Origin of the sequence: Sphingomonas sp. Leaf38, from assembly GCF_001421825.1 — a bacterium.
Classification (GTDB): Bacteria; Pseudomonadota; Alphaproteobacteria; order Sphingomonadales; family Sphingomonadaceae; genus Sphingomonas.
In genome coordinates, this window is sequence record NZ_LMLD01000010.1 from 79,380 (window position 1) to 93,059 (window position 13,680).

Consider the following 13,680-nt stretch of genomic DNA (forward strand, 5'->3'; position numbering starts at 1 on the left):
CTTAGGCGGCGAGCTGGAGGACGTCGTCGCCCTTGTTCCAGTTGCACGGGCACAGCTCGTCGGTCTGCAGCGCGTCGAGCACGCGGAGCGTCTCGGCCGGGTTGCGGCCGACGTTCAGACCGTTGACCTGGACCGCCTGGATGACGTTGTCCGGATCGATGATGAACGTCGCACGGAACGCGACATGCTCGTTCTTGTCGACGATGCCGAGCGCGTCGGCGAGCTTGGCGCCGTTATCCGCCAGCCACGGGAAGTCGGCTGCGGCAAGGTCCGCATCCGACTTGCGCCAGGCGAGGTGGACGTGCGCGGTGTCGGTCGATGCGCCGATCAGCACGGCGTCGCGATCCTCGAAATCGCCGCGGATGTCGCTGTAGCCGACGATCTCGGTCGGGCAGACGAAGGTGAAGTCCTTCGGCCAGTAGAACAGCACCTTCCACTTGCCGGGATAGGCCGTCGTCAGGTCGAGCGTCTCGCCGGCGGGCAGCGCTGCGGTGCCCTGCTGGACGGGGATGGTCATCGAGGGGAACTGGTCGCCGATGGTCAACATGATGGAAGCCTCCTGTAAAATCTTTGGCTCCAGGCATCCTCACTGGCGGCGGTTGTCCCGCTCGGTCGTTGTGCGATGCGGTATATGGGGACTGGTGTAATCGATCCAACACTCTATTTATCACCTGATGATCGATAGAGGCGATTAATGGCTGCGACTTACCTACCGACGTTGAAACAGCTGCAATATCTGGTGGCGCTGAAGGATCACGGGCATTTCGGCCGTGCCGCCGAAGCGTGTTTCGTGACGCAATCGACGCTGTCGGCGGGGCTGCGCGAGCTCGAGACGCTGATCGGCGTGGTTCTGGTCGAGCGTACGCGGCGCGTCGTGCGGTTCACGCCGCTGGGTGATTCGATCGCCGACAAGGCGCGGCGCGTGCTGCGCGAGGCGGAGGAGCTGGGCGACATGGCGCGTGCCGCCGGCCAGCCGCTATCGGGCGATATGCGGATGAGCGTGATCCCCACGATCGCGCCATTCATGCTGCCGCGCATCCTGCCGCGTTTGCGAAAGGATTATCCGGACCTGAAGCTGTTCCTGCGCGAGGAGCCGAGCGGCGCGGCCTGCGAGGGGTTGCATAACGGCCGCACCGACTGCGTGCTGCTGGCACTCCCCTATGCTTGCGGCGAAGTGACGGCCGAGACGCTGTTCGAGGATCGACTGTTCGTCGCCTATCCGTCGGGGGAGGTGCCCGCCGCACTGCCCGCGATCCCGGCGTCGGCGATCGACGAGACTCGGTTGCTGTTGCTCGAGGATGGGCATTGCCTGAAGGACCATGCGCTGGGGGCGTGCAATCGCCCCGAACTGCGCGCGGAAGCGACCATGCTGGGGACCTCGCTGCACACGATCGTGCAGATGGTCGACAACGGGCTCGGCATCACGATGCTGCCCGAAATGGCGCTGAAGGCGGGGATCCTCGACAACACGAACATCACGGCACGGCCGCTCGATGAGATCAACGCGGTGCGAAAGATCGCGCTGGTCTGGCGACGGGCAAGCCCGCGCGAGAAGGATTTCCGGCTGATGGCCAAGGCACTTGCCGACGTTCAATAGCGGCGCACATCGACGCCGGGATTGGCACGGATGCGCAACCAACTCGGCGTTCGATCGTATGTCTCGCACTTCCCGCTGGAGATCCGATGATGTCGAAGACGTTTCCGCTACTGCTGATCACGAGTGCGCTGGCGCTTGCGGCGTGCAGCGGCAAATCGAAGGACGACGTGGCCAGTGCGTCGACCACGCCCGCCAATCCTGCGCTGTCCGTACCGAACGGCCCGCCCGCGGTCGCCAACCCGACCGTCGGCGGCGTGCCGATGATGGCCACCCGGACGATCGTCGACAATGCGTCGGCCGCACCGAATCTGTCGACGCTGGTCGCCGCAGTAAAGGCCGCCGATCTGGTCGGTACACTGTCCGGCCCAGGTCCGTTCACGGTGTTCGCACCGACCAACGACGCGTTCGGTCGGCTTGCACCCGGCATGGTCGACACGCTGTTGAAGCCGGAAAACAAGTCCTCGCTGACCAAAGTACTGACCTATCACGTCTTGCCGGGCGTCGTGACCGCCGACGACCTGCGCCAGCGGATCGCGGCGGGCGGGGGCACCGCGACGTTGACCACGGTCGAAGGTGATCCGATCACCGCGACACTGGTTGGTGCGGTGATCACGTTGACCGACGTAAACGGCAACAAGAGCTATGTCGAAACCGCAGACGTACGCCAGTCGAACGGTGTCGTACACGTGGTCAACGGCGTCATCGTGCCGAAATTGAGCTGATCGCCAAGGGCAATGGCTCGGTTCATCGCATCTCTGCCGCGGCTGGTCCGCGAAAAGATTGAAGATCGACCGAGCCCATACCTACGTTTTGCGTTCGAATTTCTACCCGTCCCATCAAGTATAGTTGGAGTCACAGATGACTATTAAGACCAACCTTCTGATCGCAGCCGCCTCGAGCATGATCGTCGCTGCGGGTGCAACCGCGCAGACCACGTCGCCCACCGTACCGGCGACGCCGCAGACCGTGCCAGCCACGGCGGCGCCGGCTGCACCGGGCGCCGCGACGCCAGCCGCCCCGACGGCCGCGCCGACCACGACGATCGCCGCTGCGCTCCCGACGCTGCCGAACCGTGCGACGCTGACCAAGCTGGTGACCGCGGCAAAGCTGCAGACGACGCTTGCGGGCCCCGGCCCGTACACCGTCTTCGCACCGAGCGACGAAGCCTTCACCCGTCTGCCGGCCGGCGCACTGGATACGCTGCTGAAGCCCGAATCGGCGCCGACGCTGGCGACGATCCTCAAGTATCACGTCGTTGCCGGTGCGATCACGTCCGACCAGCTGAAGGCGCAGATCACCGCGGGCGGTGGCAAGACCACGTTGACGACGCTTGCCGGACAGCCGCTGATCGCGTCGCTCGGCCCCAATGGTAATATCGAGCTGACCGATACCGCCGGGATCAAGGCCTATGTCGATACGGCCGACATCAAGGAGACGAACGGCGTCGTCCACCTGACCAACGGCATGAGCGTTCCCAAGCTCGGCTAAACGGGTCGCGGGCCGCGAACGCCTCTCGCGCGCGGCCCGCATTGCCGTGTGTCCCCGCAAAGGTGGGGACACGGTCTGGTCCCTGCCCTTGCGGCGCTTACGACCTGATTCAGGTTTCCGGCTGGTCCCAGCGTGCAGCGGCGGCGTGATCGTTATCGCGCGCTTCTACCCAACTCGCCGTCGCGCCCCGCGTCTCGCGTTTCCAGAACGGCGCGTCCGTCTTCAGCCGGTCGATCAGGAACGTGCACGCCTCGAGCGCGGCGCCACGGTGCGCCGCCGTCGCCGCAACGAAGACGATCCGCTCGCCCGGATGCATCGGACCCACGCGGTGGACGATGATCACCCCCTGCAGAGTCCAGCGCTCGATCGCTTGCTCGGCAACCCGCAGCAAGGCCGCTTCGGTCGCGCCGGGATAATGTTCGAGTTCGAGCGTCGCGACGCCGTCATCGGCACGAACGAGACCCGTGAAGGTCGCGACCGCCCCCGCCCCCGCCGCCTCGGCGCGCGTCATCTCAGCCGCGATATCGATCGCCGACTGTTGCACCGAAATATGGATCATCCGCCGGTCACCGGCGGAAAGATCGCGATCTCCTGCGCGCGGCCGATCGGCGTATCGAGGCTGACGAATTCCTGATCGACCGCCGCGCGCAATCGCGCGCGATCCTCGAACGCGTGCGCATGCGGTTCGCTGGTCTCGGCCAGCCAACCGACCAGATCCGCCACCGTCACGACGCTCGCGGGCGGCGCGACCGACTCCTCACCCGTGCCGATGCGCTCGCGCACCCAAGCGAAATACACCATCCGTATCGTCATGCTCAGTCCATGTGCTTCAAGCCGACGCGGAGATAATCCCATCCGGTCAGCACGGTCAGGACGGCCGCGCCCCACAGGGCGACGATGCCGACACTATGTACCCACATCATCTCGGGCACCGCGCCACCGAGGATGATCCCGCCAAGCGATACGAGTTGCAGCGTCGTCTTCCACTTCGCCAGTTGCGAAACGGGCACCGAAACCTGCACCTGCGCCAGGAACTCGCGCAGCCCCGACACCGCGATCTCGCGCAGCAGGATCACCAGCGCGGCGATCACGTGGACACCGGGAATATCGCGCGTCCCGACCAGGATCAGGATCACCGCAGCGACCATGATCTTGTCCGCGATCGGATCGAGGAAAATCCCCAACCGCGACACCGCACCGCTCGACCGCGCGAGGTAACCGTCGAAATAATCGGTGATGCCCATCAGGCAGTACAGCACGAAGGCGATACCGTATCCCGCCTCCCAGTCGGGCCACCACAGGAACCAGACCAGCAGGGGCACCGCGACGATCCGCGACAATGTCAGGAGGTTAGGCAAGCTCAGCACATACCACCCCTATACCGGTCGGCCGCGCGGCGAAACCGGTTTAACGTTGGCGTCGCGATGCCACTCGGCTAAGGCTTTGCCGTATTTTCGCAACGATCAGGGCTATTTCCCGTCATGCTCAATGCCCTTGGGTTGCTGAAGCAACGTCGCTTCCTGCCCCTGTTCACGACGCAGTTCCTCGGTGCGTTCAACGATAATCTGTTCAAGACCTCGATGGTCCTGTTCGCCACCTATGCGGTCTTCAACGATCCGAAGATGGAAGCCAATTTCAACGCGTTGGCGACGGGGCTCGGCATCCTGCCGTTCTTCTTGCTGTCCGCACTCGCGGGGCAACTGGCGGACAGCCACGACAAGGCGCGAATCATCCGGATCGTGAAGACGGTCGAGATCGGCATCATGCTGCTCGGCGCGACCGGCCTGATGGTCGCGCGCGCGGGCCACCCGAGCCTCGGCATCGGCTTGATGCTCGGCGCGGTGCTGTGCCTCGGCGTCCACTCGACGTTCTTCGGCCCGATCAAATACGCGATCCTTCCGCAGCATCTCCCTCCCGGCGACGTGCTCGGCGGCACCGGACTGGTCGAGGCGGGCACCTATCTCGCGATCCTGCTAGGCACCGTGACCGCGGGGTGGATCCCGATCGAGGGCGCCGCCGCCAGCGTGCTGATCGTGGCGGTGATCGGCTGGTTCTCCGGCCGCCAGGTGCCGCCTGCCCCACGCGAGGGGCCACCGCTCAAACTCGACTACAACCCGTTCACCGCGTCGTGGCGGTTGATCAGCGCGACGCTGCACATTCCGCGGCTGTTCCTCGCGATCATCGCGATCAGCTTCTTCTGGACGATCGGCGCGGTGCTGATCATCGTCTTCCCGCCGCTGGTGAAGAATGTGCTCACCGCCGACGAGCGCGTCGCAAGCTTCGTGATCGCGGTCTTCTCGGTCGGCGTCGCGATCGGGTCGGTGGTGATCAACTCGATGCTGCGGGGGCGTATCTCGGCGAAGTTCTCGCCCGCGTCGGTGATCGCGATGGGCGGCTTCGTCGTGCTGTTCTCGTTCCTCGCGCGGAACTGGACGCCTGCGCCGCCGGGGCAGTTCTACGACTGGGCGGGGTTCATCCGCCAGCCAGGCGCGGTCCCCGTGCTGGCGACGCTGCTGGCGATCGCGATCACCGGCGGCATGTTCGTCGTGCCGCTCTACGCGTTCCTGACGACGACGGTCGAACGCGACCAGACCGCACGCACCGTGGCGGCGAACAACGTGGTCAATTCTGGCGCGATGACGATCGGCTCGATCCTGGTCATCGGCATCACCGCGCTGGGCGTGACGCCGGAGAACATGCTGTTCCTAGTCGCGGCGATGTGCCTCGTCTCGGCATGGCTGGCGCAGAAGCTGCACCTTGCCTGCGACGACGATGCGAACGGATGCCTGCCAGGACTTCGCCACTAGGCGGACGTCCGCGTGAGGCGGGCGGCCAGCCGCCTGCGTTCAGAGAAAGAAGCTGTAGAAGCAGGTGAAGAACGCGGCGAAACTCAGCAGAAACAGCTTGATGTCGTGATCGTCGTCGCGGGGCTTCGCGGTCTCCGGCGGCGGCAATGCGCGGCGCAGCGGGTGGCGGGCGGCTTCGTTGGTAAGGACTAGGCGTCTGGTCATGATGCAAACGTTAACGCCGCGTTTACTAAATCGACCAGCGCCAAAAGTGGTTAAACCGGCGCCGTCCGGGAATGGGACGGAATCGCCGCGCCGGACTCCGTGCCAAAGCCGTCCGGCGCCCCCTGTTCCTCCCCCGCCGCGGCGTATAAGCTTGCGCGAATCGCCGCGAGCCCGCGGGGTACAGGATCAGAATTATCCAGCAGATTGCGGCACTTCCCTACATCATCGACGGCGACGGTCATGCCCGCGTGATGCTGATCACCTCGCGCGATACCGGTCGATGGGTGATCCCCAAGGGCAATCCCATCACCGGGCTCGCCAGCCACGAGGCCGCCGCGCAGGAGGCCTATGAGGAGGCGGGCATTCGCGGCATTCCCTGCCCCACCGCGGTCGGCGAATTCGGCTACCGCAAACGGCGGCGCACGGGTCGCTATCGCGACATGATCGTGACGGTGTTTCCGCTCGCCTTTGTCGAGCAACTGGACGACTGGCCCGAGCGGCATCAACGCGACACGCGCTGGTTTACGCTTGATCGTGCGGCAGAGGCTGTCAATGAGCCCGGCCTGAAGGCGCTAATCGCTGCCTTCCGCGAGCCGCCGATCCCGGCGACGCTCGCGCAACGTATCTTACCCGTCGTACGCACGAGTGCGAAAAGGAGAATTCCGATGCTGGGCTGGTTCCAGTCGCTGATGCCGAAGCAGGGACGGTTCTTCGAACTGTTCGACGCGCATGCCGCGACGCTGGTCGCCGGTGCCGATGCGCTCGCACGGCTGCTCCACGGCGAAGGCTCGATCGAGGGTCAGATCGCCGAGATCGTCAAACGCGAGCACGAGGCGGACGATATCACGCGCGAGGTGTTGCAGGACGTCCGCCGCGTGTTCGTGACGCCGTTCGACCGCAGCGCGATCACCGATCTGATCGGCGTGATGGACGACGCGATCGACCAGATGAACGGCACCGCGAACGCGATCGCGCTGTACGAGGTGACCGAATTCTCGCCCGAGATGCGCGACATGGCGGGCATCATCGTCGAGGCCGCGCGGATCACCGCGGAGGCGATCCCGCTGCTCCGGTCGCTCGGCACCAACGCGGGCCGGTTGCACGACCTGACCGCGCGGCTGATCCAGATCGAGGGGCATGCCGACGACATCCACGACACCGGCCTGCGCGCGCTGTTCCAGGCGTCGAAGATCAGCGCAGACCCGATGACGTTCATCATCAACCGCGAAATCTACAGCAGCCTGGAAAAGATCGTCGACCGCTTCGAAGACGTCGCGAACGAGATCCAGGGGCTGGTCATCGACCATGCTTGAGCTGTTTCGCGGGCGTGCAGCGGATTGCGCACGCCCTTCCCGTTCCCCCGCGAAAGCGGGGGCCCAGGAATCCCACCCACTACACCGATTGGTACCCTGGGCTCCCGCCTTCGCGGGAGAACAGACAGGATGGGGCGGCATGGCAGCGGATAGGGCGGCAGCCGCATGATCCTCTCCCTCCCGCTCCTCATCGGCCTCATCGGCATCGCGCTGCTGTTCGACTTCCTGAACGGCCTGCACGATGCGGCGAACTCGATCGCCACGGTCGTCTCCACGCGCGTCCTCAAGCCACAATATGCCGTCCTGTGGGCCGCGTTCTTCAACTTCATTGCGTTCGCGGTCTTCGGCCTGCACGTCGCGCAGACCGTCGGCACCGGGATCGTCCAGGCGCATGTCATCGATGCGCAGGTGATCTTCGCCGCGCTGATGGGCGCGATCGCGTGGAACGTCATCACCTGGGTGCTCGGCATCCCGTCGAGCAGCAGCCACGCGCTGATCGGCGGCCTGCTGGGGGCCGGCATCGCGAAGGTCGGCTTCGGTGCGATCGTCTGGAAAGGCGTCATCGCGACCGTCATCGCGATCTTCGCCTCGCCCGCGATCGGGCTGATGCTCGCGCTGGTGCTCGTGCTGCTCGTCGCCTGGACCAGCCTCAAGCTCACCCCGCTCGGCGTCGACAAGCGGTTCCGCAAGCTCCAGCTGATTTCAGCCGCGCTCTACTCGCTCGGGCATGGCGGCAACGACGCGCAGAAGACGATGGGGATCATCGCGGTGCTGCTCTATTCGCAGGGGCTGCTCGGTGGCGAATTCCACGTGCCGCTCTGGGTGGTGCTGTCGTGCCAGGCCGCGATGGCGCTCGGCACGCTGTCGGGTGGTTGGCGGATCGTTCACACGATGGGCTCGAAGATCACGCGGCTCACCCCGGCGCAGGGATTCTGTGCGGAGACCGGTGGCGCGATCACGCTGTTCGCCGCGACCTTCTGGGGTATCCCGGTCTCGTCGACTCACACGATCACCGGCTCGATCGTCGGCGTCGGCGCCGCGCGGCGCCTGTCCGCGGTCCGCTGGAACGTGGCGAGCAATATCGTCGTCGCCTGGACGCTGACGCTGCCCGCGGCCGGGCTGATCGGCGCGGGGACGTATCTGCTGGTCGGGCTGTTCGTCTGAATGGTTCGCCGACCAAACGCAGTCTATTGACGCAATCGTAAAGCGCCACGACACTCTTTGGCGAGCGAAGGACAGCGATCCTTTGCCGCCAGGGAGAGGGTATCATGAAGACGACCTATACGGCGTTGCTGTTGGGGACCGCGCTGAGCATCGCGAGTCCGGGCCACGCACAGACCGGCAGCACGATTAATGTGGCGGCCAGCGAAACCTACAACCGCATGGTGGTGTTCGGCGACAGCCTTGCCGACGGCGGCTATTATCTCACGCTCGATCCGCGTCTGCCGCGCGATGCGGGCAGCTTCACGACCAACCCTGATCCGGTCGCGCCCGAGGTTCTCGCCGCGCGACTCGGGCTCGCGCTCGATCCGGTCTACGGCAAGGGCGGCACCAACTATGCGGTCGGCGGCGCGCGTGTGACGGCAGCCAACGCGCTGTCGATCCCGGTCACGACGCAGATCAGCAATTTCCTCGCCGCTGGCGGCACCTTCGGGCCGCGCGACCTCGTCTATATCCAGGGCGGCGGGAACGACTATTTCGCGTTCCAGGCCGGGGGCAGCACCAACACCGCGATCCTGACCACCGCCGCCACGCAGCTCGCAGCGCAGGTCAGCAGGCTCCAGGCGGCGGGCGCGAGCCGGATCGTGACGCTCGCGGTCCAGTCGGGCGGTGCGGCCGGGCTGCAGCTGTTCAACCGGACCTATGCCGCGGCACTGGCGGCGGCGAACGTCAATGCGCTGTATTTCGATACCGACCGGCTGTTCGGCGAGCTCGTCGCGAGCCCTGCGACCTATGGCTACACCAACGTCACCGGCGTCGCGTGCACCGTCCCCTCCTCGCTGGCCTGTACGCGCGCGACGCTCGTCTCGCCCGACGCCAACGAGACCTATATCCTCGCCGACAGCGTCCACCCGTCAGGGAAGACGCAGCGGATCCAGGGCCAGGCGATCGCCAGCCTCGTCCAGGCCCCCGACCAGATCGCCGGGCTCGGTTACGCCGCGCAGGCGATGTTCCGCGGGCAGCGCGACCTGATCGAAGCGGCGGAGCGCGGCGGTGCCCAACGCGACGGCCAGGCGCTGTCGGTGTTCGGCAGTGCCGGCTATCATTATTATGCGAGCGGGACTTCGGCGCAGCGCGTCGGCGTCACCGAACGCGGGTTCAGCGGCACCGCGGGCGCCGACCTCGCGATCGGCGATGCGTCCGGCGTTGGCATCGCCGGCGGCTATTCGGACGGCACGGGCGATTTCAAGACCGGCGCCGGCACTTACAAGCCACACGCCTGGTCGGTCAGCGGCTATGCCCGCGGCGAGCTCGGCCCGGTACGCCTGCTCGCGGACGGGACCTATGGCGAGATCGACTATCGGCATATCCGCCGCAGCGTTCAGCTCGGACCTGCCCTGCGCACGCATGAGGGCGAAACCGACGGCACCTACGTCGCGGGCCGCATCACCGCCGCGTTCGATCTGATCACACTGGGTGGCGTCGCCTTCGGTCCCGACCTCGCCGCGCAATATGACCGGGTCCGTATCGCGGGTTATACGGAGACCGGCGGACTCTCGACCGCGGCGACGTTCGGCAGGCAGGAGATCGAAAGCCTGACCGGCCGGTTCGGCGCGGTGATCCGCACGGTGCCGGGCGAACCGGTGCGATTCTTCGCGCGCGCCGGGTATGAGCGTGAGTTCGACGACGACCCGCGTACGCTGACGATGACGCCGACCGGCGCGCCGATCAGCTTCACGAGCACCGTGGAGCGCGCCGATCGCAACTATATGAGCTATGCGATGGGCGTCGACGGCAACGTCGCCGGACAGCTGTCGCTTCGCGCGGGTGTCGCAGGGTACGCGCTGCGCGACGATCGCGACAGCGTGACGGCATTCGCCGGGCTATCCGCCGCGTTCTGACTATGGTGCTGGTTCGGGATGTGGAGAGTCTGCATCCCGGACAGTGCCCGCGCTGGCCAACGGCCTGGTCTATACTATCTGGAACATCGGTCCGATCGACCGGTCGTCAACGGAAATGGTGGAGCCGAGGGGGATCGGTTAAAATCCCCGTAAGCACTCAAAAACAAAGGATATTTATTTCGGCGTCGGGACCGTTGTGTTAGCCCTTTGTACTAGCTGAGGCAAGACTCTTCAATGAGCTACCGCGTCAGGAGTTACGGTCGGGGCTTCTTCCTGCCACAGGATTTCCATCGGCAACGCCGTGCTGTCGCTCGCTAATATCATCAGCGAGGCGGACTTGATTTGAGGCGTCCTGATAGCTTTAGCAACCAATCGAGCAGCTTGCCGCGCATCTCGTCCCGGCAATAGGGTAACTAGTTCCTGTCCCAGCGGAGTTAGAGCGACTACAGCATAGTTTAGGGTTGTATTCGGTTCTCCGTTCAGAACAATAAGTAAGTTGCCCTCCTGCATAAAAGACCTGCCAAATGCGTCAAATGTCTTGGTGACATTAAGGCCTATGCCAGTAGCACCTTGTATCAGGCCGGACGCTTCCAAATATATCAACGATCTCATATCTTGAAGATCGTCGGGCTGAACCAACGCTTTAGGCGCTAGGTCGCCAAATGAGCTTAGGCAAAACTGAGAGAATGTAAGGGCATCTGCTTGTGAAAACTCGGATAGGAAGCGCAGTGTTCTCATGGCATACTTGCCCGGTCTGCGAACTTCTCCAGCTAATACGCGGCCCCAAAGCTTCTGCATCCGCTCTGTCGACGCATCCTCTGCATATCGCTCGAATACGTTCAGCCAATCGTCATCGATTGCTGGCGGCTCTGCGTCAGGATTGGTTGCTTTATGCGCTTCCTGCTCAACCGGATTGTCACGCAAATCCTCCAACATGGCAGCACTAACCGCCTCCTTGTTGCCAAGCTGACGATATGACTTGCGAACCAAATTATCTAATGCTCGGTCGGCGAACTTTTCGTTAGATCCAGCTTTTGCAGCAGCCTTAACGGTTATCGCGCTGTCAATCGTGCGAAAGGCTTCCGTTTGGCTTACGATCTTTGCTTTGTGATACTCTAGCCACGCAACGGGAATATCAACCACAGCCCCTATCAGTCGATCAAGTGCCTTGACGCACACCGGAACAAGCGCGGCCGGGACGCCTGCAACAGCGGCGGCGATCTGGGCGGGTAGGTTTGATGACTGTTCATTATTGCTCATCGAAGGAGTTTTGCACTGCCCGCAAATAGTTACAACCGCCCGCGACCTGTATTTGATAGAGATTTGCGAGAGGGCAATTCAGACAAGAGTGAGCCCGGTTTACCCCGCCTGCCCGGTCCCGGCCAGGCGATTATGACACGCCTAGCGCGACCTGCATTATCGCGCGCGGTTCTCCATCCCTGCATGACGTGTCACTATCGCTAAACGATCCACCATCGGCACTGTCCAGAATAGCCTAACGAGCGTTTGACAATTATGGACAGTACTCGTATCTAGGCTTGGCAACAGGGAAGCCAGCCAATGCGAACCGTCACCTACTACCGTGTCTCGACTGCCAAGCAGGGCCGCAGCGGCTTGGGCCTAGATGCTCAGAAAGCTGCCATCGCCTCGTTCTGCCAGTCGCGGGATTGCCAGCCCCTCGCTGAATATGTCGAGGTAGAGAGCGGCAAGCGGGATGATCGGCCTGAGCTTATCAAGGCATTGCATCATGCCAAGGTGACAGGGGCTACCCTAGTTATCGCCAAGCTGGATCGGCTGAGCCGCAACCTCGCCTTCCTTGCCAAGCTGCAAGATGCTGGAACCCGCTTCATCGCTGCCGACATGCCCGAGGCTAACGAGCTTACAATTCACATCATGGCAGCAATGGCCCAGGCCGAACGCAAAGCTATCAGCAAGCGGACGATTGAAGCCCTCGCCGCTGCCAAGGCCAGAGGCACCAAGCTAGGCAATCCAATGGGCGCTAAGGCGTTCGGGGAGAGCAAGGGCAACGGGGCAGCGGTGGAAGCGATCAAGGCCAAGGCTCAGGCGTTCGCTAGTGACGTTGCGCCCATCATTGAGGCGATCAAGGCTGACGGCCATACCAGCCTGAGAGCCATTGCCGGGGAGCTTAATCGGCGCGGGATCATCACAGCCCGAGGCGGCAAGTGGGCGGCTCAATCGGTTAGCGACGTAATTCGCTGCCAGTCTATAACTTCCTAGCAATGATACCGATCGCGGATATGATCACTGTAATAAGTGCCTTTTGACGAGGCACTCAAAAGTCCATCCCATATGTATTGAGGTACGCCGCAGAAGTCGTAAGGCCCATTAGAAAACCAGATCGTCAGCCTCATGGTTTGGCTATCGTACTCCGCTCGCTTGACTGCACTTGAGTTGAAGTACGGCACGACTCACTCCTTACTGTTGACACAGAGGATTGACCCAGTGGCTACGCTTGTCAAACGGCTATACCACCGCCACCGGACGCCCGTCAGGCCCGATTAGGAGGGGTTCGGGTACTCACCCAGCCTGATTACCGGAATGGGTCTGAGAGGGGCTTATTCGTTGATGACGCAAAGGCGGATTAAGTCGTCCGCTATTTCGGGACCGTATTGCAATAGGAAACATCACCTTCACAATCGGTCCTTTCCAGTATCGTATGGCAATATACTCCATTGATAATCGCCCAAGCTAGGAAGCCCTAGGAAGACTGACAGCCTTAAGCTGTATGATACCACAGCCAGCAATGGTTAGCCTGAAGGCGACGAGCGTGACGACTTTGCAGTCAATGTCATGGGTATCGGGACACCGGCAATACAAGCGACGTATGATCTAACTCACGATGATGCTGCTGTAGTTGCTCCCCTAATGTGCCTCAATACGGATATCTATCTGTAGAAGGAAGGACGAGGGGACGACCGGATACAGCTCAGTATTCACTAATCTACGATGATACCTATAGTACTACATCATTGTACATCATTGGTACTCTACGGCACTAATTCATATTCCTTATAAGCATCCTTCCGATTAGCTCAGTGGGCTCTCCAGTCTATACCTACTGACTTAATCAGAGGAATGTACGGCACATAGCCGCTTCTCACTTTACGCAATGCTCATTTAAACCAATGATGCCCATCGGCCCTGAGCAATTGCCAGCCTGCTAACTGTAGCATTGCCCTAGTTGACAG

Annotated in this window: 15 protein-coding genes; 8 read left to right on the forward strand and 7 right to left on the reverse strand. The window is 62.9% G+C overall.

What is annotated here, in order from left to right:
* Position 1: 1 nt before the first annotated feature.
* A complete protein-coding gene (locus ASE88_RS05925; protein ID WP_055879693.1) occupies positions 2 to 547 on the reverse strand; it encodes a peroxiredoxin in 546 nt (181 codons plus the stop codon).
* Positions 548 to 694: 147 nt separating this feature from the next.
* Here ASE88_RS05925 and ASE88_RS05930 point away from each other — a divergent pair, with 147 nt between their 5' ends.
* The 3 genes from ASE88_RS05930 (at position 695) to ASE88_RS05940 (ending at position 3,085) form a co-directional block, all read left to right on the forward strand.
* Positions 695 to 1,597: a hydrogen peroxide-inducible genes activator gene (locus ASE88_RS05930; protein WP_055879690.1), complete on the forward strand. Its 903-nt coding sequence runs from the start codon at positions 695 to 697 to the stop codon at positions 1,595 to 1,597.
* An 89-nt stretch (positions 1,598 to 1,686) separates the two neighbouring features.
* Positions 1,687 to 2,319, forward strand: a complete 633-nt coding sequence (locus ASE88_RS05935) for a fasciclin domain-containing protein (RefSeq protein WP_082463458.1) — start codon at positions 1,687 to 1,689, stop codon at positions 2,317 to 2,319.
* A gap of 136 nt (positions 2,320 to 2,455) precedes the next feature.
* Positions 2,456 to 3,085, forward strand: a complete 630-nt coding sequence (locus ASE88_RS05940; protein WP_082463415.1) for a fasciclin domain-containing protein — start codon at positions 2,456 to 2,458, stop codon at positions 3,083 to 3,085.
* Positions 3,086 to 3,194: 109 nt separating this feature from the next.
* Here ASE88_RS05940 and ASE88_RS05945 read toward each other — a convergent pair whose 3' ends face one another.
* From ASE88_RS05945 to pgsA, 3 genes are read right to left on the reverse strand one after another with little or no spacing between them, the layout of a single operon-like run.
* Positions 3,195 to 3,644 (reverse strand): molybdenum cofactor biosynthesis protein MoaE, encoded by a 450-nt coding sequence (locus tag ASE88_RS05945; protein ID WP_056476593.1) that lies wholly within the window; start codon positions 3,642 to 3,644, stop codon positions 3,195 to 3,197.
* Positions 3,641 to 3,898: a molybdopterin converting factor subunit 1 gene (gene moaD, locus ASE88_RS05950; protein ID WP_055879682.1), complete on the reverse strand. Its 258-nt coding sequence runs from the start codon at positions 3,896 to 3,898 to the stop codon at positions 3,641 to 3,643. The genes ASE88_RS05945 and moaD overlap by 4 nt, the downstream gene beginning before the upstream one ends.
* A gap of 2 nt (positions 3,899 to 3,900) precedes the next feature.
* Positions 3,901 to 4,452 (reverse strand): CDP-diacylglycerol--glycerol-3-phosphate 3-phosphatidyltransferase, encoded by a 552-nt coding sequence (gene pgsA / locus ASE88_RS05955; RefSeq protein ID WP_056476596.1) that lies wholly within the window; start codon positions 4,450 to 4,452, stop codon positions 3,901 to 3,903.
* 114 nt (positions 4,453 to 4,566) lie between these two features.
* Between pgsA and ASE88_RS05960 the strand changes: the two genes are divergently transcribed.
* Positions 4,567 to 5,892, forward strand: coding sequence for an MFS transporter (locus ASE88_RS05960; protein WP_056476598.1), 1,326 nt, complete (start codon positions 4,567 to 4,569; stop codon positions 5,890 to 5,892).
* A gap of 39 nt (positions 5,893 to 5,931) precedes the next feature.
* Here ASE88_RS05960 and ASE88_RS19195 read toward each other — a convergent pair whose 3' ends face one another.
* Entirely contained in the window at positions 5,932 to 6,096 is a 165-nt protein-coding gene (locus tag ASE88_RS19195; RefSeq protein WP_200910172.1) for a hypothetical protein, read from the reverse strand.
* A 194-nt stretch (positions 6,097 to 6,290) separates the two neighbouring features.
* On the opposite strand from ASE88_RS19195, the gene ASE88_RS05970 reads away from it, so the two are divergent.
* The 3 genes from ASE88_RS05970 (at position 6,291) to ASE88_RS05980 (ending at position 10,471) form a co-directional block, all read left to right on the forward strand.
* Positions 6,291 to 7,409 carry a DUF47 family protein gene (locus ASE88_RS05970; RefSeq protein WP_056476605.1) on the forward strand — a complete coding sequence of 373 codons (1,119 nt, stop codon included), beginning with the start codon at positions 6,291 to 6,293 and terminating at the stop codon, positions 7,407 to 7,409.
* Positions 7,410 to 7,574: 165 nt separating this feature from the next.
* On the forward strand, positions 7,575 to 8,573 hold the full coding sequence (locus ASE88_RS05975) for an inorganic phosphate transporter (protein WP_055879667.1): 999 nt from the start codon (positions 7,575 to 7,577) through the stop codon (positions 8,571 to 8,573).
* Between the two features lie 104 nt (positions 8,574 to 8,677).
* On the forward strand, positions 8,678 to 10,471 hold the full coding sequence (locus ASE88_RS05980) for an autotransporter domain-containing protein (RefSeq protein ID WP_056476607.1): 1,794 nt from the start codon (positions 8,678 to 8,680) through the stop codon (positions 10,469 to 10,471).
* 231 nt (positions 10,472 to 10,702) lie between these two features.
* Here the strand turns inward: ASE88_RS05980 and ASE88_RS18270 are convergent, their stop codons facing one another.
* Positions 10,703 to 11,731: a DUF2806 domain-containing protein gene (locus tag ASE88_RS18270; protein WP_082466325.1), complete on the reverse strand. Its 1,029-nt coding sequence runs from the start codon at positions 11,729 to 11,731 to the stop codon at positions 10,703 to 10,705.
* A 300-nt stretch (positions 11,732 to 12,031) separates the two neighbouring features.
* Here ASE88_RS18270 and ASE88_RS05985 point away from each other — a divergent pair, with 300 nt between their 5' ends.
* Entirely contained in the window at positions 12,032 to 12,709 is a 678-nt protein-coding gene (locus tag ASE88_RS05985) for a recombinase family protein (protein ID WP_056476610.1), read from the forward strand.
* Here the strand turns inward: ASE88_RS05985 and ASE88_RS19850 are convergent.
* Entirely contained in the window at positions 12,706 to 12,897 is a 192-nt protein-coding gene (locus tag ASE88_RS19850) for a KTSC domain-containing protein (protein WP_200910173.1), read from the reverse strand. The genes ASE88_RS05985 and ASE88_RS19850 overlap by 4 nt on opposite strands.
* Between the last annotated feature and the right edge of the window lie 783 nt (positions 12,898 to 13,680).